The 21,852-nt window shown below is 39.6% G+C and carries 22 protein-coding genes, 1 tRNA gene and 1 riboswitch; of the genes, 18 read left to right on the top strand and 5 right to left on the bottom strand.

From position 1 onward, the window contains the following. Window positions 1–21 precede the first annotated feature (21 nt). Complete coding sequence (gene serS, locus AC1TO5_RS18520; RefSeq protein ID WP_482064319.1) at window positions 22–1,302, top strand: serine--tRNA ligase; 1,281 nt, start codon at window positions 22–24, stop codon at window positions 1,300–1,302. An 82-nt stretch (window positions 1,303–1,384) separates the two neighbouring features. Further along, window positions 1,385–1,473, top strand: a tRNA-Ser gene (locus AC1TO5_RS18515). Window positions 1,474–1,755: 282 nt separating this feature from the next. On the opposite strand, the gene AC1TO5_RS18510 is transcribed toward AC1TO5_RS18515, so the two are convergent. Next, on the bottom strand, window positions 1,756–2,097 hold the full coding sequence (locus AC1TO5_RS18510) for a DUF4870 domain-containing protein (RefSeq protein ID WP_482064318.1): 342 nt from the start codon (window positions 2,095–2,097) through the stop codon (window positions 1,756–1,758). Between the two features lie 488 nt (window positions 2,098–2,585). On the opposite strand from AC1TO5_RS18510, the gene AC1TO5_RS18505 reads away from it, so the two are divergent. After that, window positions 2,586–2,774, top strand: coding sequence for a Spo0E family sporulation regulatory protein-aspartic acid phosphatase (locus AC1TO5_RS18505; protein WP_482064317.1), 189 nt, complete (start codon window positions 2,586–2,588; stop codon window positions 2,772–2,774). Between the two features lie 35 nt (window positions 2,775–2,809). Here AC1TO5_RS18505 and tadA read toward each other — a convergent pair whose 3' ends face one another. Continuing rightward, a complete protein-coding gene (tadA, locus tag AC1TO5_RS18500) occupies window positions 2,810–3,289 on the bottom strand; it encodes a tRNA adenosine(34) deaminase TadA (protein WP_482064316.1) in 480 nt (159 codons plus the stop codon). 196 nt (window positions 3,290–3,485) lie between these two features. Here tadA and AC1TO5_RS18495 point away from each other — a divergent pair, with 196 nt between their 5' ends. Genes AC1TO5_RS18495 through AC1TO5_RS18485 form a run of 3 tightly spaced genes read left to right on the top strand, consistent with a single transcriptional unit; the run spans window position 3,486 to window position 6,713 of the window. Then, complete coding sequence (locus AC1TO5_RS18495; RefSeq protein WP_482064315.1) at window positions 3,486–5,282, top strand: ATP-binding protein; 1,797 nt, start codon at window positions 3,486–3,488, stop codon at window positions 5,280–5,282. 30 nt (window positions 5,283–5,312) lie between these two features. Further along, a complete protein-coding gene (locus AC1TO5_RS18490; RefSeq protein ID WP_482064314.1) occupies window positions 5,313–5,990 on the top strand; it encodes an NAD(P)H-binding protein in 678 nt (225 codons plus the stop codon). 18 nt (window positions 5,991–6,008) lie between these two features. Continuing rightward, window positions 6,009–6,713, top strand: a complete 705-nt coding sequence (locus AC1TO5_RS18485; protein ID WP_482064313.1) for a pseudouridine synthase — start codon at window positions 6,009–6,011, stop codon at window positions 6,711–6,713. Window positions 6,714–6,759: 46 nt separating this feature from the next. Here the strand turns inward: AC1TO5_RS18485 and AC1TO5_RS18480 are convergent, their stop codons facing one another. Continuing rightward, window positions 6,760–7,599: a flagellar motor protein MotB gene (locus AC1TO5_RS18480; protein WP_482064312.1), complete on the bottom strand. Its 840-nt coding sequence runs from the start codon at window positions 7,597–7,599 to the stop codon at window positions 6,760–6,762. Continuing rightward, complete coding sequence (motA, locus tag AC1TO5_RS18475; protein WP_482064311.1) at window positions 7,592–8,383, bottom strand: flagellar motor stator protein MotA; 792 nt, start codon at window positions 8,381–8,383, stop codon at window positions 7,592–7,594. Before motA ends, AC1TO5_RS18480 begins: the two co-directional genes overlap by 8 nt. Before the next feature lie 418 nt (window positions 8,384–8,801). Here motA and AC1TO5_RS18470 point away from each other — a divergent pair, with 418 nt between their 5' ends. Together AC1TO5_RS18470 and AC1TO5_RS18465 are read left to right on the top strand one after the other, a co-directional pair. After that, the gene (locus AC1TO5_RS18470; protein WP_482064310.1) at window positions 8,802–9,095 is read left to right on the top strand and encodes a hypothetical protein; all 294 of its coding nucleotides are present in this window, start codon (window positions 8,802–8,804) and stop codon (window positions 9,093–9,095) included. Between the two features lie 73 nt (window positions 9,096–9,168). Next, on the top strand, window positions 9,169–10,365 hold the full coding sequence (locus AC1TO5_RS18465; protein ID WP_482064309.1) for an MFS transporter: 1,197 nt from the start codon (window positions 9,169–9,171) through the stop codon (window positions 10,363–10,365). Window positions 10,366–10,546: 181 nt separating this feature from the next. On the opposite strand, the gene AC1TO5_RS18460 is transcribed toward AC1TO5_RS18465, so the two are convergent. Further along, window positions 10,547–11,026 (bottom strand): C40 family peptidase, encoded by a 480-nt coding sequence (locus AC1TO5_RS18460; protein WP_482064308.1) that lies wholly within the window; start codon window positions 11,024–11,026, stop codon window positions 10,547–10,549. A 7-nt stretch (window positions 11,027–11,033) separates the two neighbouring features. Next, a riboswitch (cyclic di-AMP (ydaO/yuaA leader) is annotated at window positions 11,034–11,179 on the bottom strand. A 239-nt stretch (window positions 11,180–11,418) separates the two neighbouring features. Here AC1TO5_RS18460 and AC1TO5_RS18455 point away from each other — a divergent pair. From AC1TO5_RS18455 to AC1TO5_RS18410, 10 genes are all read left to right on the top strand, one after another. Beyond that, entirely contained in the window at window positions 11,419–13,092 is a 1,674-nt protein-coding gene (locus tag AC1TO5_RS18455; RefSeq protein WP_482064307.1) for a glutamine--tRNA ligase/YqeY domain fusion protein, read from the top strand. 15 nt (window positions 13,093–13,107) lie between these two features. Further along, window positions 13,108–14,169 (top strand): histidinol-phosphate transaminase, encoded by a 1,062-nt coding sequence (gene hisC / locus AC1TO5_RS18450; RefSeq protein WP_482064306.1) that lies wholly within the window; start codon window positions 13,108–13,110, stop codon window positions 14,167–14,169. Window positions 14,170–14,493: 324 nt separating this feature from the next. Next, entirely contained in the window at window positions 14,494–14,910 is a 417-nt protein-coding gene (locus AC1TO5_RS18445) for an RrF2 family transcriptional regulator (protein ID WP_482064333.1), read from the top strand. 66 nt (window positions 14,911–14,976) lie between these two features. Further along, a complete protein-coding gene (gene trxA / locus AC1TO5_RS18440) occupies window positions 14,977–15,285 on the top strand; it encodes a thioredoxin (RefSeq protein ID WP_482064305.1) in 309 nt (102 codons plus the stop codon). A 277-nt stretch (window positions 15,286–15,562) separates the two neighbouring features. Further along, complete coding sequence (gene ychF, locus AC1TO5_RS18435) at window positions 15,563–16,663, top strand: redox-regulated ATPase YchF (protein WP_482064332.1); 1,101 nt, start codon at window positions 15,563–15,565, stop codon at window positions 16,661–16,663. Between the two features lie 366 nt (window positions 16,664–17,029). Further along, on the top strand, window positions 17,030–18,106 hold the full coding sequence (gene prfA, locus AC1TO5_RS18430) for a peptide chain release factor 1 (RefSeq protein WP_482064304.1): 1,077 nt from the start codon (window positions 17,030–17,032) through the stop codon (window positions 18,104–18,106). A 117-nt stretch (window positions 18,107–18,223) separates the two neighbouring features. Further along, complete coding sequence (prmC, locus tag AC1TO5_RS18425) at window positions 18,224–19,159, top strand: peptide chain release factor N(5)-glutamine methyltransferase (protein WP_482064303.1); 936 nt, start codon at window positions 18,224–18,226, stop codon at window positions 19,157–19,159. A 103-nt stretch (window positions 19,160–19,262) separates the two neighbouring features. Beyond that, window positions 19,263–19,961: a stage II sporulation protein R gene (gene spoIIR / locus AC1TO5_RS18420; protein ID WP_482064302.1), complete on the top strand. Its 699-nt coding sequence runs from the start codon at window positions 19,263–19,265 to the stop codon at window positions 19,959–19,961. A 158-nt stretch (window positions 19,962–20,119) separates the two neighbouring features. Continuing rightward, complete coding sequence (locus tag AC1TO5_RS18415; RefSeq protein WP_482064301.1) at window positions 20,120–21,181, top strand: L-threonylcarbamoyladenylate synthase; 1,062 nt, start codon at window positions 20,120–20,122, stop codon at window positions 21,179–21,181. 93 nt (window positions 21,182–21,274) lie between these two features. Next, window positions 21,275–21,835 carry a manganese efflux pump MntP gene (locus AC1TO5_RS18410; RefSeq protein WP_482064300.1) on the top strand — a complete coding sequence of 187 codons (561 nt, stop codon included), beginning with the start codon at window positions 21,275–21,277 and terminating at the stop codon, window positions 21,833–21,835. The last annotated feature ends 17 nt before the right edge of the window (window positions 21,836–21,852 follow it).

Genomic DNA, 21,852 nt, shown 5'->3' with positions numbered 1-21,852 from the left:
AAAGAGAGGAGCTTACCGCTCGTGCTTGATGTTAAATTACTTCGTACAGATTATGCAAAAGTTGAACAAGCATTGCTGAATCGTAACGCTTCAACTGATTTAATCGTACAATTTCCAGCGCTTGATCAAAAACGTCGTGAATTGATCAAAGATACCGAAACTTTGAAAAACAGACGTAATACTGTATCACAAGAAGTTGCTCAAATTAAAAAAAATGGCGGAGATGCGCAAAGCTTAATCGTAGAAATGCGTGAAGTGGGCGACCGTATCAGAGAACTTGATGATGAGCTTCGAATTATTGATGCACAAGTTAATGATCTCTTATTGGCTATTCCAAATATGCCTAATGCATCTGTACCTATCGGAGCGTCAGAAGATGACAATATTGAAATTCGTCGTATAGGTGAACCTAAATCATTCCCTTATGAGCCGAAAGCACATTATGATCTTGCAACTGACTTAGCTATTCTTGATTTTGAGCGTGCAGCGAAAGTAACAGGTTCTCGTTTTGTGTTTTACCGCGGTTTAGGAGCTCGTCTAGAGCGTGCGTTAATGAGCTTTATGATGGACCTTCACAGCGATCAGCACGGCTATGAAGAGATTCTGCCTCCTTACATCGTTAATCGCGATAGCTTGATCGGTACAAGTCAACTTCCGAAGTTCGAAGAGGATCTGTTCAAAATTGCTGATACAGATTATTACCTTATTCCAACAGCAGAAGTACCAGTTACCAATATTTATCGCGAAGAAATATTAGATGTACAAACATTGCCAGTTAAGTTCGTTGCATTCAGTGCTTGTTTCCGTTCTGAAGCAGGATCAGCGGGTCGTGATACACGTGGTTTAATTCGTCAGCATCAATTCAATAAAATCGAGCTAGTAAAACTTGTTAAGCCAGAAGATTCTTATGCAGAGCTAGAAAGCTTGCTACAAGACGCTGAGAAGGTTCTACAGCTATTAGATTTGCCGTATAGAGTTGTTACACTATGTACAGGCGATATAGGTTTTTCTTCGGCTAAGACTTATGATATCGAGGTTTGGATTCCGAGTGCGAATACGTACCGTGAAATCTCTTCTTGTTCTAACTTTGAAGATTTCCAAGCACGTCGTGCTAGCATTAAGTATCGTCCAGAGCCGAAGAGCAAAGCAGAGTTTGTCCATACATTGAATGGGTCAGGTCTTGCAATCGGTCGTACAGTAGCTGCAATACTTGAAAATTACCAGCAGGAGGACGGTTCTATCGTCATTCCAGCAGTGCTTCGTCCTTATATGGGTGGCGCAGAAAAAATTTCTTTGAAATAAATTAAAAAAAATTAAAAAGGGGGTTGCAACCCCCTTACTACCTGTGATACAATATGTCTTGTCAGCAAATTAAATGCTTTTTGGAGAGGTACCGAAGTGGTCATAACGGGGCGGTCTTGAAAACCGTTAGAGCGCAAGCTCACAAGGGTTCGAATCCCTTCCTCTCCTCCATTATGTACACAACACGCTCAAGCGCAAAGCTTGGGCGTTTTTTTATTTTACGGATAATGCAACCGCCATAGTATGATACACCCTACTATGGCGGTTGCATTATTGGTGAAGTCTATATGCCTGTATGGTAGGCAACGGTGAACTACTACGATAAGTTAATTAGGCGTCTATACGCTTCGATAGGGTTGATACAAGCTAGTGGCAATTAATATACGCATATAACAATACAACACGCTCAAGCGACTTGCTTGAGCGTGTTGTACGAGAAATGTATGTAGGGTGTTATTTGATAAAACGAATAGTTAGTGGGTAACGGTAAAATTCGCCGTTGTTAGCTTTTGTTGTAGCGATAATAGAACAAACAATCCATACAATACCTACAGCAATTGAAGTAAGGAATCCAATAAAAATAAGCATTAGAATAGCGGAACCAATAAAGTAGATCCCCATGCTAATATTAAAGTTAACTGCTTCTTTGCCTTGTTGATCCACGAAATAGGATTGATCCTTTTTGATTAGCCAGATAATTAATGGACCAAGAATAGTTCCGAATGGTATTATAAATCCTGAAAACGTTGCAATATGAGTTAACATACCCCACATACGTTCATCTTTTATATTCATTTTCTCACCTCCCACAACTTTTCATAGCTTCCCGATATTCCTCATGTGATGAAAAGTAGCATCGGAAGCACCTACTAAAAACTATATGCGATTGTATAGCTTTCATAACTAGCCTAATCATTATTATAATCAAGGAATGTTATTTAGAATATAGCGAAAAATGTAGAAAATTGTGATTTTTATTAGTATGTAGTCGAAATTAGAAGATTTAATGTAATAGAAGCTGAAAAAGTCGCACTACTTGCGACGAATTTGCGACTTTATTTGAAGAAATATCCCTGTTATTCGGATACAGGAACTGGAAACCAATATAGGACTTATTAAGGATTGTATTTATTGGGAATAAAGAGATATAATTTGAGATATTATCACAACTATTGTCGTTAAATAAATTTATTTTGGAATAGTATATCGACATTTTATAACAAACAAAGTCTGGGAATATCGTTATAATAGGCGTACAAGCTATGAAATGAAAAATAAGGAGTGTGACGAAGCGAACCATGGACAAAAACCAATTAATGATACAGTTACAGTCGCTTCGGCACAAGTTATATGAAGTTGCTGAAGCAAAGGGGAGTTTTACTGATCCAGATGTTATAGCAATTAGTGAAGAAGCTGATCAGCTCATCGTCGCATTACAATATATGAAACGTAATCAAGAGTACGTCCACTAGCAACATATAAACAACTGAACAATAATGTGAGCCAATTATAGAGGTTCGGCTTTACGTCGTAATCTTAATTGCTTGAAAAATGTTTTTAACAATGTAGCGCACTCTGTTTGAAGAACGCCGCTAGTGAGCTCCGTTTCGTGGTTGAAACGGGGCTCTTGTAGTAAGTTCATCAACGTCCCCGCACAGCCAGCTTTATGGTCGCTTGTACCATAGACGACTCTTGTAACACGAGATTGAACAATAGCTCCTGCGCACATTGGACAAGGTTCCAACGTTACATAGAGCGTACAATTGAGTAGTCTCCAAGCGTTGAGATACTGACTAGCCTGTTTAATTGCTATTATTTCTGCATGAGCGGTAGGGTCATGTAATGTCTCCCTTAGATTATGGCCTCTCCCGATAATGACACCATCTTCCACGATGACAGCACCTATAGGGACTTCGCCTAGCTGCTGCGCCTTCTGAGCTTCAGCAATAGCTTCTTGCATCCAACGTTCATCTTCATGAATATACATAGCGATCTCCTTTATCTACAGAAAAATGGATTTATACATCGAACAAACATTCTTTTGTTAACAGACTGTGCATAACCTTGTTGATAATTTTATTATATCCACATATTTATTCACAAATAATCCACTTAAGTATAACGGAATTGTGGACTATGTTAATAAAGTGTGGATAAGTATATGATATAAGGATGTGAAATGGGTGTCGATCAAGTATAAGTTAAGTATTACTATAGCAGTAATGTTAGCTATTGTAATTGCAATTTTTCATTATGTGTGGGGCTATAATGAGCAATCCAAAAATTATGATTTGCTCGATCGTTTCAGCTTTACTTTATCAGAGCAAATTTATGAAGGGCTAGAACTTGAATCGCCAACGGCCCAGCAAGATCTTCATGACATGTTTCAATTGCTCAGTATAGGTAAACCGTACCTATTAGATATTGTGTATTACAATACAACGAATGAAGAAATTGTATATTCGGCTAATCAGTATGCCAATGCCGACATTATTATATCTAATGTACAACACAATTCCAACTATTTATATCAGTTTTCAAACTTGTCTGAGCAGTCAGGAAATTATTATATAAGTGACTATCGCAACGATACGGCAAGTGAATTTAGAATAATTACACTGTATAATAAAGATATTTATAACGATATATATGGCAATGATAATTCATTTTTTTATGGAATATTAATATATTTAGTGTTCTTTTCTAGTATTGTTAGCTATTGGTTTATTGGGCGAATGCTACAACCACTGAAAGATATATTGTGGAAGGTTAATGAAGTCAGTTCCGTCCGCTTTCATCGACCAATATCGATTACTACGAAAGATGAGTTTGGACTATTAGCATTTAAAATTAATGCGATGAGTCAAAATCTAAGCATCTATATGAATAAATTGAGAACTGCTTTTGATGAGAATCGTAGAATGAGACTGTATATGGAATCATTTCTTAATCATTCTACTGATGCGATCTATAGTATGGATCTTGATGGAACGATTAATCAGGCGAACCAATCATTCGTGCAGTTGTTTGGCTATACAGAGGAAGAGACCATCGGGCAACGTTATATTACAGTCCCTGAACATCTTATTCAAGAAAAAGAAAATATTTTTTCGAAAATACATAAGGGTGAAATCATTTCCTCTATTGAAACGTTGCGAAGTACAAAAGATGGCGAGCTTATCCCTGTCAGCATTACAATAACGCCGATTCGCGACTCCTCTAATACGATGACAGGCTTTGCGAGTGTATGCAGAGATATGCGCCATCGTAATCAGATGGAAGAGCTTATGCGTCGCTCGGAGAAGCTTAATATGGTTGGACAGCTGGCTGCAGGCGTAGCGCATGAAATACGTAATCCATTAACAACTTTAAGAGGTTTTCTACAATTACAGGAGCAAAGTAAAAAGCTTAATGTAGATCATATCCATGTTATGTTATCAGAGTTAGATCGAATTAATCTTATAGTCGGAGAATTTCTAATATTAGCAAAGCCACAGGCGGTTAAGTTCAAAGTGAGAGATATTAGAGATATAGTCGCAGAGGTGACTTCTCTAATGGGAAGCGAAGCATTACTGCACGGTGTCACCTTAAAGGAGACCTATACTCGGGATGGTTGTCGAATTACTTGTGAAGAAAATCAATTAAAGCAGGTATTTATAAATGTGTTGAAGAATGGTATAGAAGCAATGCCAAATGGTGGACATGTGCATATTGCCGTACTACGTAATGATCAAGCCATTAGTGTGCATATTACCGATGAAGGCATTGGTATGGAAGCGGAAACATTAAAGCGCATTGGAGATCCTTTTTTCACGGGGAAGGAAAATGGTACAGGACTCGGTATGATGGTCAGTCAGAAGATTATTACGACGCATCAAGGGCAATTAGAGCTAACGAGTCAATTGAACGTTGGTACAACGGTGAAAATATTGTTACCTGCCTATCAGGATGTAGAACTAGCGGATGCGAGTAGCTTATAAACTCGATCATCTATTAAGAAGGAAGTGAACATGACATTGAAGGCGGTTATCGTAGGAGCAACCGGTCTAGTAGGACGAGAATTAGTTCGGGTGCTACTAAATACTAAAAGGTATGAAAAAGTTACAGTTATAGCTCGCCGCAGACTAAGCATTGTTCATCCTCGTTTAGAACAACAACTTATTCAATTTGATCAATTGCATGAGTGTCCCCGGCAGTGGTTTGAGGACGCAGATGTATTTTGTGCGTTAGGCACGACGATTAAGAAAGCTGGTTCAAAAGAGCAATTTGAAAAGGTAGATAATCATTATGTGATCGAGACAGCAAAGATTGCAAAGCAATCTCATAGCAACAAATTTATTGTCATAACTGCTATGAGCTCAGATGAGCAATCTAAAATATTTTATAATCGGGTAAAAGGAAAAACGGAGCAACAATTGCAGCAATTACAATTAGAACAGCTGATCATTGTAAGGCCATCACTGATTTTGGGTGAGCGTAATGAAGTGAGATTCGGAGAAGCTCTAGCAGTAAAGCTATCGACGTGGCTATCGTTCATATTTAAGGGTAAGATGAAAAAGTATAAGCCTATTCAAGCAAAGGATATTGCTATCGGTATGTTTAAGTTAGCAAAACTTTGCAAAGAGTCATTGATCATAGTATCATCAGATGAAATTGAAGTATGGTCTAAGAAAAAGCTAAACAAGTGAATGAACGAGGTGACATCATTGAGAATTAACAAATTTATTAGTGAGACAGGTTATTGTTCAAGGCGAGAAGCAGATAAGCTAGTAGAAGCTGGTGAAGTAACTATTAATGGAGTGAAGGCTGAGTTAGGCAGTCAGGTCGATCTTAGTGACATTGTCTGTGTAAGTGGAAGTAGAATAGGCGAGCAGAGACAACATGTCTATATCGCGCTCTACAAGCCTACTGGGATTACATGTACGACTGAGCTTCATATACAAGGCAATATCGTTGAGTTTGTAAATCATCAGGAGCGTATTTTTCCAATTGGTAGATTAGACAAGGACTCGGAAGGACTTATTCTTTTGACGAATGATGGTGATGTTGTTAATCCTATTTTGCGCTCAGAAGGAAAGCATGAGAAAGAATATATTGTAACGGTAGATAAGCCTGTTACTGCTAGTTTCTTGAAGGGCATGAGTGAAGGAGTGCATATATTAGGAAGTATGACGCTCCCTTGCAAACTAACGCGTATAGGTGATCATACGTTCAGAATTGTTTTGACAGAAGGTCGCAATCGTCAAATAAGACGGATGTGCGATGCATTTGGCTATAAAGTTCGAGGGTTGAAGCGAATCCGTATTATGAATATCCATCTTGCAGAATTGCCTAAAGGTGAGTGGAGAGAATTAACAGAAGAAGAGAAGGATGTTTTATTCAGAGACATTCATTATCAACCGTCAAACTAAAAAAAGGCGTATATACCGATTACACGGTGTATACGCCTTTTCGTAATTATTGTTGTGATTTTACTGCAATACTTTGCGCTTTATTAGTATCAATGAAGTTATGAACGATAGAAAGTTCAACACGACGATTTTTCGCTTTGTTCTCAGCGGAATCATTGTCTACCACAGGGCGATATTCACCATAGCCGACTGGACTGAAGCGTACAGGATCAAGATTATCGTTGGATAGCATAATATCCATGAAACGAACGGCACGCATAACGCTTAGATCCCAGTTGGACTGGAATTTGCTATTGCGGATCGGCGTTGTATCGGTATGACCTGCAACAATAATGTTAAAGTCCGGATATTCATCTAACATATTAGCGATAGTAATAGCTAGCTCTTTACCATCGGTATTAACGATAGCCTCACCGGAATCGAATAACGCATTATCGCGAATCGTAATTAATAATTGTGACATATTCAATGATGTTTCTAGGCTAGTCGTTAGACCGTTAGAAGCGATGTACTCATCTAGTTCTTCCTTCAGCTCACTTAGTTCTTTCTGACTTTTGTCTAGTATATCCTGAATTTCTTCATCTGTTAGCGTTTCTTCTTGTTCAGCGGCGGCATTTTGATCATCTTCATCTTTTGATCCGCCATCTATCTGTTCAACATCAGAACCTTTTTCGATAATAGAAGGCATATCTAGTACGCCTTGACCACTGCTGAATGCAACGCTGAATGCTTTAGATAGCTCATCGAATTTTTTGGTATCAACGGTATTCATAGAATAGAGAACGATGAATAAGGCAAGTAGCAAGGTCATAATGTCTGCATAAGGAACAAGCCATGATTCATCGATATGTTCTTCGTGCTCTTCATGCCTACGCTTTCTACTCAACGTCACCTTCCTCCTTCTGTTTCATTAATTTACGCTCTGTAGGTGTCAAGTAAACAGAAAGCTTTTGCTCAATAGCAATCGTTGAGACGCCAGATTGGATGGATAACAATCCTTCAAGCATCATTAGTCGAATTTGAATTTCTTGCTTAGACAGGCGTTTCAATTTGTTAGCCATTGGATGCCAAAGTACATAACCTGTAAATATACCTAGTAATGTTGCCATGAACGCAGCTGAGATCGCACTTGCAAGCTTATCCATATCGCTCATGTCTGATAAGGCAGCAATTAGGCCGACTACGGCGCCAAGTACCCCTAACGTAGGGGCATAAGTACCTGCTTGAGTGAAGATCAATGCGCCACCCTTATGACGATCTTCTGTAGCAGAAATATCTTCAAGTAATACATCACGTACAAGATCTTGATCATTCCCATCAATAATCATACGCATACCATTTTTCAAAAAGGCATCCTCAATATCATCAACTCTAGTTTCTAGAGCAAGAAGACCTTCACGACGCGTAATTCCTGCCCACTCAACGAATTGCTTAATAAGCTGTTCGCGCTCAGGAAGAGGGTTCTCTTTGAATAATATTTTGAATAATTTACCTACTTTTTTAAGTTCGCTTAAAGGGAAAGCGATGGTTACTGCTCCTACCGTACCGACAATAATAATCATAAAAGCTGCTGGATTGAGAAAAGCACTTAGACTTGCGCCCTTTAATGCCATACCTACTAATAGTGCTACAAAACCTAAAATTAAACCAATCACTGTTGAATTTTTCATATTACACCTCTATTAATCCGTATTCGTCATATTACTACTTCTACTATTATCGTCAAAAGGGTATTGTGAAGTTATAGTTATTTATTAGGAGGGTAGAAATAACTATAAATTTGTCGTAAATGTTACGTAATTTGTTATATTTTATATAGTAACAGTATTATGCGGTAGCGCACAAGATGCTTTATATCTAGCTGGTAGTTATGTAACATAGGTTTTCCGTATTGAAAATAGAATGATAAGTAGACTTATGGCGTTCAAAATGTCGGTAAAGTGCAGACATGCTGAGTGCAATATGTGATAATATGTCGGTATAGGAAGCGCTGTTTGGTAAAAGAATGGTAGGGTTATTGAATCAATGATGACCATTAAGTAGTGAGTAATTCAATATTGTGAGGAATGACAAGGAGGCAATATTATTATGGGTATACGTCATGCAAGAGAATATAATGACATTTTACAAGACTTAACAGAAGCAATAGGTCAAATCGAAGACGGTTTCCGCTTCTTTGAGATGGAAGCTGCAGAATGGGAAGTTCTATCAACGGAGGAAAAACACGAGGTGTTAGAAGCGCTTGCCGATGATGTTTTTTATGGGTTAGGAGAAGAATCTGTCATTGAAGTAGGTTCTGGAACAATAAGTTATAAAGCGGAACATCATATTATTGAGGTGGGGCAAGGTGACAAGGTGTCACAAATCATTCGCTTAATCTAGTAGAGGTAGTTCGAAAAGCGGACTTTGATCACGAATTAATAGTATTTATATTGAAAAGGAGTTTGTCATACTTGTGAGAAAAATTTTATGGCTAGCGTGTTTATCATATCTTGTTATTGGAATTGCACATATTATTGGTGGATCTATTCTTGAGCAGCTAGTGACGCATTATAATGTTTCGTATGCTAGTGGTGGTCAGTGGATTATGAATCAGTTTCTCGGTTTTCTCGTTGGTGTCCTGCTTGGTCCTACGCTATCAGCTAGATTAGGTAAACGGATAACAATTGTTGTAGCAATGGGTGCATTAACGGTTGCCGAAGCATTATATAGTATGTTGTTACCGTGGGAGTGGATGCTAATCGTTGCTCCAGCAGCCGGCTTTGGATTCGGTATGATTGAATCTATTGTAGGTGCACTTATTATTGAAATGTATAAGGATGCGAAGGCATCTGCAATGAGCAAGCTCGAAACTTTTTTTGGGATCGGAGCATTAATTATTCCGTTAGCTGCAGCCTTCTTAATTCGTAATCATATTTGGGAATGGTCATTCCCCATTTTAACGGCAATTAGCGGCATTACATTATTACTATGGCTATGCTTATCCTTCGGAAAAGATATCGATGATCAGCTATCACGGCCAACGAAAGCGCAGCGTCAAGAAGCGGGTGTTCGATTGAAGTATACATCAAGGGCGCTTCCGTTTCTTATTATATCCATGGCATTTTTCTTTTTATATGTAGGGACAGAAATGAGTTTCTCTAATTACTTACCCTCAATATTAATTGAACGTACTACATTATCAGAATCTAGTGCAGCAGGAATGCTGAGCTTATTCTGGGGCTTTATGGTTATTGGTCGAATGTTCTGTGGTATTTTAGCGGATCGCTATGGATATATTCGTTATCTAATAATCTCGATGGTCGGATCGGTCATCGCATTTATTGGGATAGCGGTATTTGAAGGAACAACGGCTATTCTTATTATGATCGCCTTAAGTGGTCTAAGCTTCTCAGGTGTGTTTGGAATTGGCTTGGTATATGTAAACTCTTGTATTTCTGGTATGACAGAACGGACGACAAGCCTGTTAGTAGCTTGTGGCGGAATCGGCGGTGCGCTATTCCCGAGATTAACAGGATGGGTGATGGATAAATATATGGTGTCAGCAACATTGGCACTTATCGCTTGTATTGTCGCTATAATGCTTATATGTATGATCGCTATGATGATAGTCGGTCGTAATCGTGATTTTCAGCAAGTGAAAAGCTCTTAGTTGTACAATGAGGCGGTAGGAAGAACAATCTTCGTACCGCCTTCTGCTATAGAAATAGATTAAAGTAAGCAATGGTATAAATTTGTACAGGCTAGCATAGTGTAGCTAATATATAAAAAAAAGCATTTCAGGAGCACTTCACATAAATGAAGTGTTCTCGAAATGCTTTTTTCGAAAATTATTATTTACTTGCCTTTACATATGTATCGTAGTCTGCATCAGATAAGATGTGACGAGCAGTTACATAACGTGGCTTGTAGTAGGAAGAATCCAATGAATCGATAACTACGCCCTTACTAGAAGAGGCATGGGCGAATTTACCATCACCTACATAAATACCAACGTGAGTAATGCCACCGTTGTTAGAACCGCTAGTATCGAAAAATACTAGATCTCCAGCAACTAAATCTGCTTTAGCAACTTTCGAACCTTCTAAAGCTTGGTCGGCAGAACGTCTTGGCAATTCATAACCCATTTTATCGAATATGTATCTTACAAAACCAGAACAATCAAATCCGCTAGTTGTATTACCACCGTATTTGTATTTTGTTCCTTTTACATCTTCGATGCTCGTAAGCATGGATGAATTTGCGGAAGCGTTTCCCACAGAGAAAGTCAAAAGAACGATAAGTGCTGTAAGCATTAAACTAAACTTCTTCACAATTTAAGACTCCTTCCAAATGTGCCGACGAGGTTAGCTGACGGGTTCGGTTGAAGGTTCCCTATGAGACTAGCAATTATGAATATTCATAATCTAGCTCAATTCACCCCAAATGGATCCCCCGTTTCTTAAGTGATTAAGCTTAAGAATTTGGCAATATAGGCTTACTTGTTACAAGCTTTATCATAGACTGAAAATTCAATTCTGTGTAGAATGTGAGAATATTCTAATGGTTTCTCATTTTATTCTCAGAAATATGACTAGAAAATTTACTAGGCAGATTAGCTTGATCCGGTAATAACATCCGCATTTGCACGCATAAATGGGTGTATTTTCATAAGAATTTGTGTATGATAAGAGGATAATATTCGTTGTGTGAAAGGTTGGTCTATATGGAAAATAGTAATGAAAATAAATCGGTTCCGTCTAATTTCATTAAAAATATAGTAATAGAGGATTTACAAGAGGGGCGGGTTCAGGAAATTCACACGAGATTTCCCCCAGAACCTAATGGATATCTTCATATTGGGCATGCCAAATCTATTTGTTTGAACTTTGAGCTGGCTGATGAATTTAAAGGGAAAACAAATTTACGTTTTGATGATACTAATCCTGTTAAAGAAGATACGGAATATGTAGATTCTATTATGGAAGACGTAAGATGGTTAGGTTTTGAATGGGATGCGTTATTCTTTGCCTCTGATTATTTCGAAGAGATGTATAATCGTGCGGTATTGCTTATTAAGAAGGGTAAAGCATATGTATGTGACCTGACAGCGGAACAAACTCGTGAGCTGCGTGGTACGTTAACTGAACCTGGTAAGGATAGTCCTTATCGTAATCGCAGCGTGGAAGAGAATCTTGATCTATTTGCACGTATGCGTGCAGGTGAATTCGAGGATGGTGCGCGAGTACTTCGTGCCAAAATTGATATGGCTGCTCCTAATATTACATTGCGTGATCCAATATTATACCGCATTGCTCATGTACATCATCATCGTACTGGAGATGCATGGTGCATCTATCCGATGTATGACTATGCGCATCCACTAGGTGATGCGATTGAAGGTATTACTCATTCTATTTGTACATTAGAATTTGAAGATCATCGTCCGATGTACGATTGGGTTATTGAACAATGTGAGATGGAAACACAAACGCATCAATATGAGTTTGCCCGTCTTAACATTACAAATACAATTATGAGCAAGCGCTATTTGAAATCGTTAGTAGATGAAGGCGTTGTTAACGGGTGGGATGATCCTCGTATGCCGACGATTAGTGGTATGCGTCGTCGAGGATACACAGCGGAATCTATTCGTAACTTCTGTCGTGAGATTGGTGTTGCGAAAGCGAATAGCATTATTGATGAACGTAATCTTGAGTTCTTTATTCGTGAAGACTTGAAGATGAAGGCCCCGAGAACGATGGCTGTACTTGATCCGATCAAAGTTGTCATTACGAACTATCCAGAAGGTCAAATCGAATGGTTAGATGCAGAGGTAAACGCAGAAAATCCAGAGATGGGTACGCGTCAAATTCCGTTCTCTCGTGAAATTTATATTGAGCGTGAAGATTTCATGGAAAACCCGCCTAATAAATATTTCCGGTTATTCCCTGGTAATGAGGTTCGTTTGAAGCATGCTTACTTTATTGTATGTAATGATGTGATCAAGAACGAGCATGGTGAAGTTGTAGAGCTTCATTGTACGTACGATGTGGCAACGAAATCAGGCAGTGGCTTCAACGCTCGTAAAGTAAAAGGTACAATTCACTGGGTTGAGGCATCTAGTGCTATTCCAGCACAGTTGAGACTGTTAGAGCCACTTCTAGTAGATGAGACGGATAATAAGGATAAGCCATTATTAGAACGGATCAATCCGAATTCTATGCAAGTCGTGAATGGCTATATTGAACCAAATATGAAGGATGCACAAGCGGGAGATCAGTTCCAATTTTTCCGTCATGGCTATTTCTGTGTGGATAAAGAAAAGAGTAGTGAAGATGTGCTAGTATTCAATCGAATTGTATCGCTGAAAAGCTCATTCGATGCGAAGAAAGCGTAAGGAGAGTCGACAACGGTGAGTAAATATTGGAGTCCGCTAACTACTGCATTGGAACCTTATATACCAGGTGAGCAGCCGAAGGATAAGAAATATATTAAGTTGAATACGAATGAAAATCCTTATCCACCTTCTCCCAATGCGATGGCAGCGATGGCAGGTGCGATTAATGAGGATTTGCGCTTGTATCCTGATCCTAATTGCGAATCACTAGTGACAGCATTAGCAACGCGTCATGGATTACAGCCTAATCAAATATTTGTAGGTAATGGTTCTGATGAAATATTAGCCTTTGCATTCGCATCGTTCTTCGATCCGAGTAAGCCTGTCCTATTCCCTGATATTTCGTATAGCTTTTATAAAGTATATGCGAAGTTCTACGGTATAACGCCGAAGCTTATACCACTGGATGAGCAATTCAACATCAATGTAGAGGAATATGTAGGGGAACATGGTGGCATTATTATTCCGAATCCGAATGCTCCGACGGCAATTCTAATACCACTGGAGCATATTAAGCAATTGCTTGAACAAAGCCCCGAGCAAGTTGTTATTGTTGATGAAGCTTATATCGACTTCGGGGGTCAATCTGCGGTTGTCTTAGTGGATAGCTATCCTAATCTATTAGTTATTCAGACATTGTCGAAGTCTAGATCATTGGCTGGATTACGTGTTGGTTTTGCATTTGGCTCAGCAGAGTTGATCGAAGGCTTGAATCGTACGAAGAACTCATTCAATTCTTATACTTTAGATCGTGTTGCACTTGCGGGAGCAGTAGCTTCTATTGAAGACGAGACCTATTTTGTAGAAATGAATGCAAAGGTCATTGCTACTCGTGAGCGTGTTGTCAAGCAGCTTGAGCAGCTACACTTTTTGGTTACTCCGTCAGCAGCTAATTTTGTATTTATTTCTCACCGCAGTATACCTGCGAAGCAAATATTTGAGCAATTAAGAGCAGAAGGCGTGCTTGTACGTTACTTTGCCTCACCACGTATTGATAATTTTTTACGTGTAAGCATTGGAACGGAAGAAGAAATGGATGCATTTATTAAAGCAATACAGAAATTAACGGTACAATAAATAAGTATGAATACCAGTAATAACAAGCTAGTTATAGCTAATGAGTGCTAGTAATGATTGATAAAAAGCAGTCTGAATCACTTAAAATGCACCTCTAATTGTTAGTGATGTCTAACTTTTCGGGGTCACTTCACAAGTGGTCGGACTGCTTTTTTTTGCTGTATCGTATCCACCAGCGTGATAATAGTGAAATAATGACAGATTGATGGCTTGTGCATAAAGGATGACAAAACGTTGAACACTATAGAAAGTGGATTCACTGTTATTGACAATTCTAACTGTAACGTTTATTATTACAGTATAACGCAGGGAGGACCACTTAAAGTGAATAGTGAATTTACAATTGCAGTGCATAGTTTAGTCTATTTGGCTAATTTGCCAGATAACATGGCTAGTAGTGAGATGATTGCTGATAATGTTGGTACTCATTCTGCGCGTATTCGTAAAGTCATGAGTGGTATGCGTCGTAGTGGCTTTGTTAATACAAGAGAAGGTTCTGGTGGCGGGTATCGACTTACTATTGATCCTAGCACTGTAACACTGGCGGATATTTACCGCGTGATGGCTCAAGGATCGCTCATTCCAAGCTGGTGCTCAGGTAATCCTGATGGTGACTGTATGGTTGGCTCGAACATGAATTCTGTTATGTATGGCATCTTTTGTACAGCAGAGAAGAAGTTAGAAGAACATTTCAGCGATATTACAATTAGTGATGTGCTTAAGCAAATTCACAGTTGTTAAGTTTCACCGCATGGTGTGAAGGGATTTTCCCATAATCATATATATTAGTTAGAGAGGATGATTGTAATGGCAATTTCATTAACTAAAGATAATTTCAACCAATCCATCGAGAGCGGAGTAGCGCTAGTAGATTTCTGGGCTCCATGGTGCGGACCTTGTAAAATGCAACTTCCAATCGTTGAAGAACTAGCTACTGAACTTGAAGGTCAAGCAGTAATCGGTAAAATCAACGTTGACGACCAACCTGAGCTAGCTGCTCAATTCGGCGTTATGAGTATTCCAACACTAATTCTTTTCAAAGATGGTCAACCAGTTGATAAAATGGTAGGTCTTCAAAGTAAAGATGCACTTAAAGCAAAAATTTCTAATGCTTAAATAATTGAGGCATTGATATAAGGGGGCTGTTGCTGTAGTGAAATCCACTACAGCAACAGCTTTCTTTGTGTGGATAGGCAGTCATATTCGAAGTCGAGTAAGCTACGAAGCTATCTCATCGTGATCACAAGCGAACGGGTCTTTCTTTGTTTGACTGGCTAGGGTATAATAACGAAAGCTGTTTACAATCGGTTTCGAGTTAATGCTTCCGAAGTGACTTTGTTGTTACGAGGTAGCTTGAGAGTAATATACAATAAAGTATTTAGGAGTTGAAATGATGGGTCTTTCATGTGGTGTTGTTGGTTTGCCGAACGTAGGTAAGTCCACACTTTTTAACGCAATTACGCAAGCTGGTGCTGAATCAGCTAACTATCCATTCTGTACAATTGATCCGAACGTTGGCGTTGTTGAAGTGCCAGACGAGCGTTTAAATAGACTGGTGGAATTAGTAAAGCCGAACAGTATCGTACCAACTGCATTTGAGTTTGTTGATATTGCAGGTCTTGTTGCTGGAGCGAGTAAAGGTGAAGGTCTTGGTAACAAGTTTTTAGCTCATATTCGTGAAGTAGATGCGATTGTACATGTTGTACGTTGCTTCCAAGATGAGAATATTACACATGTATCTGGTAAAGTTGATCCGCTTAGTGATATCCAAACGATTAATTTAGAACTAATTTTAGCTGATATCGATTCTGTTGATCGTCGTATCGATCGTTCTCGTAAAAACATAAAGAACGGTGACAAAAAGATCGCACAGGAAGTTGAAATTCTTGAGCGCGTGAAGGAAGCATTATATAATGACCAACCCGCTCGTAGTATCGAATTAACTCCTGATGAGTTGACGCTAATCAAAGATCTTCATCTATTAACATTGAAGCCAGTATTATATGCTGCGAATGTAAGTGAAGCAGAAGTTGCCAATGCTGATGACAACGAATTTGTGAAAATTGTTCGTGACTTTGCTGCCCAAGAAGGCGCTGAAGTTGTAGCAATTAGTGCAAAAGTCGAATCAGAAATTGCAGAACTTGATGGCGAAGACAAGGAAATGTTCCTTGAAGAGCTAGGTCTTGCTGAGTCTGGACTTAATCGTCTCATTCGTGCCGCTTATAAATTATTAGGTCTATACACGTACTTTACTGCTGGTGTTCAAGAGGTTCGTGCTTGGACGATTCGCAAAGGTATGAAAGCACCACAAGCAGCGGGAGTTATCCACACTGATTTCGAGCGTGGTTTCATTCGTGCAGAGGTTGTTTCTTACGATGATTTATCGGCAGCAGGTTCGATGGCTGTAGCTCGTGAGCGCGGTCAATTGCGACTTGAAGGTAAAGAGTATTTGGTAAAAGACGGCGATGTTATACATTTCCGTTTCAACGTATAGCGTCATTGATCAATAATGAATGAAATATGAGTGCTTGGTGAATCCTTGAAGGAGGGACCAGGCACTTTTTTTGTCCACATGTGTATACTAAAGATGTTCGACTTTGATCACGAAGTTATACACTGTGGATTACTCGACATCGAAGCTATTGTCCACAGAAAGAAAGTTCTTAATAAGTTGTGGATAAAAGCTTTCCATTTTGTGTATATCCTATTAATATTTGTGGATAAACCTGTGTATAACTTGATACTTTTGTGCATAACTCGATTTTTAGGTATTCAATGCAAAGCAAATATCGATTGAAGCCTGTTGATGTGATATAATAATAATTATCTTATTTTGAGGAAATGACAGAGGTGAGTGACTGTGTTAGATCGTTTACAAGCACTAGCTGATCGGTACGAGAAACTAAGCGAGTTGCTGTGTGATCCGGACGTATCGAGTGATCCTAAGAGGTTAAGAGAGCTTTCCAAAGAGCAATCTGATCTTCAAGGTGCATATGATGCTTTTACAGAGTATAAACAAGTTAGCGAGCAATTCGAAGAGGCTAAAGAAATGCTAGGCGAAAAACTTGATGATGAAATGCGCGACATGGTGAAAATGGAAGTCGATGAACTAGGTGCGCGCAAAACGGAGCTTGAGGAGAAGGTACGTATATTGCTTCTTCCAAAAGACCCTAATGATGATAAAAACGTAATCGTCGAAATTCGTGGTGCAGCAGGTGGAGATGAAGCAGCATTATTCGCATATGAACTATATCGTATGTACAATAGATATGCTGATACACAAGGCTGGAGAACGGAATTGATGGAGTTTACTGAAAATGACGTTGGTGGTTTCAAAGAGGTTATTTTCATGATTAGTGGTAAAGGTGCTTACAGCAAATTGAAATATGAAAGTGGCGCACACCGTGTACAACGTATTCCCGTAACGGAATCTGGCGGTCGTATTCATACGTCTACATCCACGGTAGCAGTAATGCCGGAAGTAGAAGAGGTAGACGTAGAGATCTTCGATAAAGATATCCGTGTAGATACATTCTGTTCTAGTGGCGCTGGTGGTCAGTCCGTTAATACAACGAAATCCGCTGTGCGTGTCCTTCACGTACCAACGGGTATTATGGCAACTTGTCAAGATGGTAAATCTCAACACGAGAATAAAGCCAAAGCACTTCAAGTTCTTCGTGCACGTATCTCAGATGTTCAACGTCGAGAAGAAGAAACAAAGTATGCTGGAGAACGTAAAAGTAAAGTTGGAACGGGCGATCGCTCGGAACGTATTCGTACGTACAACTTCCCGCAAAGTCGGGTAACCGATCATCGTATTGGCTTAACATTGCATAAGCTGGACTCTATTATGAACGGTGACATTGAAGAGATTATTAATCATCTAACATTGGCTGATCAAGCCGATCATCTTGAACAAGAAACGATGGGTGCATAATAGTTACCTAGAGTGAATATATAGAGCGCTAGTTACGAGCAATATCTTACGAATAGGTAAGAGGCTGCTATGAACTGGCGCTTTCTTTTGATTAGCATTAGAAAGTGGTGAAAAACTGTGACAGCACCAACGGTGACATTAGAAGAGTGTATGGCTATAGATGAGGATATAAGAACAAAATTGCAGCAAGCTACTACTTATTTGACGGAATGTGGTGTGGAAGAAGCTAAGGAGAATGCACAATTAATTATGCTTCATGTTCTGAATGTGGAGCGGGGGCGCTTATTACTTATGTGGCAGGATATGTTTCCAGAAGCTAAGCTAATGCAGTGGGGAGAGTTATTAGCCCGTAAAGGTAAAGGCGAACCGATCCAATATATGATTGGTGAAGCCTGGTTCTATGGAAGAAACTTTACCGTGTCCTCTGCTGTACTTATTCCGCGTCCTGAGACGGAGCTACTTGTTGAAGCGGTTATTAAGGCAGGTACTAAGCTGTGGCAGCATAAAGCGAAGCAGCCTGTTGTTTTAGATATAGGTACTGGAAGCGGCGCTATATCATTAACGTTACAGCTTGAACAGCCCCAGTGGCGAGTGATTGCCTCTGATATTTCCGCTGATGCATTAAGCGTCGCTAAGCATAATGCAGCCCAATTTGGCATCGCGCATAAAATAGGCTGGCAACAAGGTGATTTGCTACAACCATTTATTATAGAAGGTCATGCGCTGCGATATGAAGATCAACATATTGATATTCTAGTATCCAATCCGCCCTATATTCCACAAAGCGATATGGCACAGCTTCAAAGAGAAGTGCGTGATTATGAACCGCATCTTGCATTAGTTGGTGGTGAGGATGGGCTTGATCCTTATCGTGTGATGTTATATAAGCTGGCCCAATTAGAAGTTAAGCCAACGATTGTGGCGTTTGAACTGGGGATTCATCAGCCTGCCATTGTCGTAGATATGATGAAAGAGATGGGCGCTTGGGACGATATCTCGATTATTACAGACTATAATGGAATAGACAGACATGTTATCGCGGTAAAAAAATAGATTGATAGGTTTATAGATTAGATGAGCTGGACATAATAGGGTTAGAGACGTTCCGGGACGCAAGCAAGTACATTTTAGCGGATGTACGAGAGGAGCTTGTGTAATGTTATCTAATTCATCTAATCAATTTTCTTTTTCTTATCGCAAAGTATATGGGTATGTCGCTATTATTTTAATCGTGCTAATTATGAGCTGGGAAAATCAAAAGGTTGACGCAGCATTTAATATGGAATCTATTCCAGAAGAATCTATTCGTCTACGTATTCTTGCTAATTCCGATGCTCCCAATGATCAACTTATTAAAGCAGTCATTCGTGACGAAGTTGTCGCAGCAATGAATAGTTGGGTAACTGAACCATTAACGATTGAGGCAGCTAGAGAAGTGCTAAGCGCACATGAAGCGGAATTGAAAAACATTATTGCAACAACACTTACTAATAACGGTTATCAATATGGATTTACTACAGAGATTGGCCAAGTCGAATTTCCTACAAAAATGTATGGGCAGCTTGTCTATCCTGCCGGGATGTATGAAGCATTACTCATTACATTAGGCCAAGGGGAAGGGCGTAACTGGTGGTGTGTACTATTTCCACCGCTATGCTTTGCTGATACAGTATCAGGCGAAGCGACAGCTAGTCCATCTGTAGAGGCTGCAGTAGTGACAACGGGAGTAGAACAAATAGCAGCAACGTCAGAGGTAGAAACAGCATCGGTAGCAACGACAGATGTAGAAGTTGATTTTTTCATCGTTGAATTGTTTGAAGATTTGGGAGCATGGTTCTCCTCACTATTTGCATAAACATTAGCGAATTAAAATATAGAAGCGATAAGCGGCATAGCTGTTTATCGCTTTTTATTGTGGTCATTTGAAGCTATACTGTAAGTATAAGAAGTCATACTGTAGATATATGAAGTTATACTATAAGTATAAGTTGAAGAAACGAAGGATTGATAGCCGTGAATAACAGTACTCATTTATGGAAAATTAATATAGAGCAATCGGGTTGGGAGCAACAGCTAGAGGAAGCGGTATATGCACTTCAGCAAGGGAAACAAGTAGCCTTTCCTACAGAAACGGTATACGGATTAGGAGCAGATGCAACTTCAAGTGAAGCAGTACAAGGAATTTTCGCGGCAAAGGGCAGACCGTCTGATAACCCCTTAATTGTTCATATTAGCGATAAGCGGCAATTGGATGGATTAGTTGAACATTATGATGGACTTGCAGAGCAGTTAATGGAGCGTTTCTGGCCGGGACCTTTAACTATCGTGTTACCTGTAAAGGAAGGTGTACTATCTCCGTATGTAACAGCAGGACTCGCAACAGTAGGTGTTCGTATGCCTGACCATCCTATAGCACTTGCGTTGATCGAGCAAGCCAATTGTCCGCTTGCTGCGCCAAGTGCAAATCGTTCGGGCCGCCCAAGTCCTACACTTGCTGGGCATGTATATGAAGATTTGGCAGGACAAATCGCAGGTATTGTCGATGGTGGAGCGACAGGAGTTGGCTTAGAATCTACTGTTGTTGAGGTCGATGGTGATTCTACCATTCGTGTGTTGCGCCCAGGCGGAGTAACGGAGGACGATTTGAGAGTGTGTTGTCCAGAGGCGAATATTGTGACGGAAACGGAGCTGCAAAGTAAGGAGGCGCCTCGTTCCCCAGGGATGAAATATACGCATTATGCACCGAAAGGACAGCTTGTCGTTGTGAACGGTGAAGCAACTCAAGTGGCTGCCTATATCGGGGCGCAATTGGAGGGTTACCAAGCGACTGAACGATGTGGTGTATTGGCTTTTGCTGAGCATATGGAGCATTATCGTGCCGCTGAGCTTGTCATTAGTATGGGAAGTATTCATCATCTTGAAGAAGCTGCGGCTTCGCTCTATGCTGCCTTACGAAGCTTTGATGAACAGAATATTTCTCGGATATGGTCGGAAGCAAGTAACTACGATGGTATCGGTGCGGCATTAATGAATCGATTGCATAAGGCGGCTGGTCATGTCGTTGTCAATGTCTAACGAACATTATTTTTTGATTTATTAAATTAATAGTCAACTTTATCTCCTTCTCCGCATATGTTTGTACAAGTATAGTGGACAAGGAGATCATTTATGTTAGATACAAACGCATGGATAGGACAGCTTATGGCGATCATGATGATTGCGATCGCATTAGGTTTTGATGCATTTTCACTCGGAATAGGCATTGGTCTGAAAGGAATTCGTTATCGACATATATTGAAGCTTGGTATCGTAATCGGGTTGTTCCACATTGTGATGCCCATTGGTGGTATGCTCATGGGCAATCTGATGAGCTCGGTTCTTGGCAACTGGGCTACTATTGTAGCGGGAATACTATTAATTATGTTAGGTACGCACATGATTATTAATTCCTTTAAGGAAGAAGAAATGCAAATGTTAGATCATCGCACATTCTGGGGACTTATGCTGTTATCATTTAGTGTGAGTGTAGACTCTTTTTCAGTGGGCATTACACTTGGAATGTTTCAAGCAGAATTCTGGCTAACGGTATGTTTATTCGGGATATTGGGAGCTGTAATGGCTATGCTAGGATTAAGTCTTGGTAAAAGAGTGAGTCAATCCATGGGAGTATACGGTGAGACATTTGGTGGCATTATTCTTGTCGTGTTTGGGGTTTATTTTATAGTATAATAGGAGTTGAAGGGAGT

This window comes from Paenibacillus sp. Y930, assembly GCF_056786375.1.
The sequence above is the reverse complement of the archived record's forward strand: the minus strand, read 5'-3'. Positions and strand labels throughout refer to the sequence as shown.

Bases quoted from the DNA above. Each gene is read 5' to 3' on its own strand.
- spoIIR (WP_482064302.1), top strand. From the start codon at position 19,263: ATGTTATCTAATTCATCTAATCAATTTTCTTTTTCTTATCGCAAAGTA.
- tadA (WP_482064316.1), bottom strand. From the start codon at position 3,289: ATGTATATTCATGAAGATGAACGTTGGATGCAAGAAGCTATTGCTGAA.
- AC1TO5_RS18510 (WP_482064318.1), bottom strand. From the start codon at position 2,097: ATGAATATAAAAGATGAACGTATGTGGGGTATGTTAACTCATATTGCA.
- AC1TO5_RS18470 (WP_482064310.1), top strand. From the start codon at position 8,802: ATGGGTATACGTCATGCAAGAGAATATAATGACATTTTACAAGACTTA.
- trxA (WP_482064305.1), top strand. From the start codon at position 14,977: ATGGCAATTTCATTAACTAAAGATAATTTCAACCAATCCATCGAGAGC.
- AC1TO5_RS18455 (WP_482064307.1), top strand. From the start codon at position 11,419: ATGGAAAATAGTAATGAAAATAAATCGGTTCCGTCTAATTTCATTAAA.
- ychF (WP_482064332.1), top strand. From the start codon at position 15,563: ATGGGTCTTTCATGTGGTGTTGTTGGTTTGCCGAACGTAGGTAAGTCC.
- motA (WP_482064311.1), bottom strand. From the start codon at position 8,383: ATGAAAAATTCAACAGTGATTGGTTTAATTTTAGGTTTTGTAGCACTA.
- AC1TO5_RS18490 (WP_482064314.1), top strand. From the start codon at position 5,313: ATGACATTGAAGGCGGTTATCGTAGGAGCAACCGGTCTAGTAGGACGA.
- AC1TO5_RS18410 (WP_482064300.1), top strand. From the start codon at position 21,275: ATGTTAGATACAAACGCATGGATAGGACAGCTTATGGCGATCATGATG.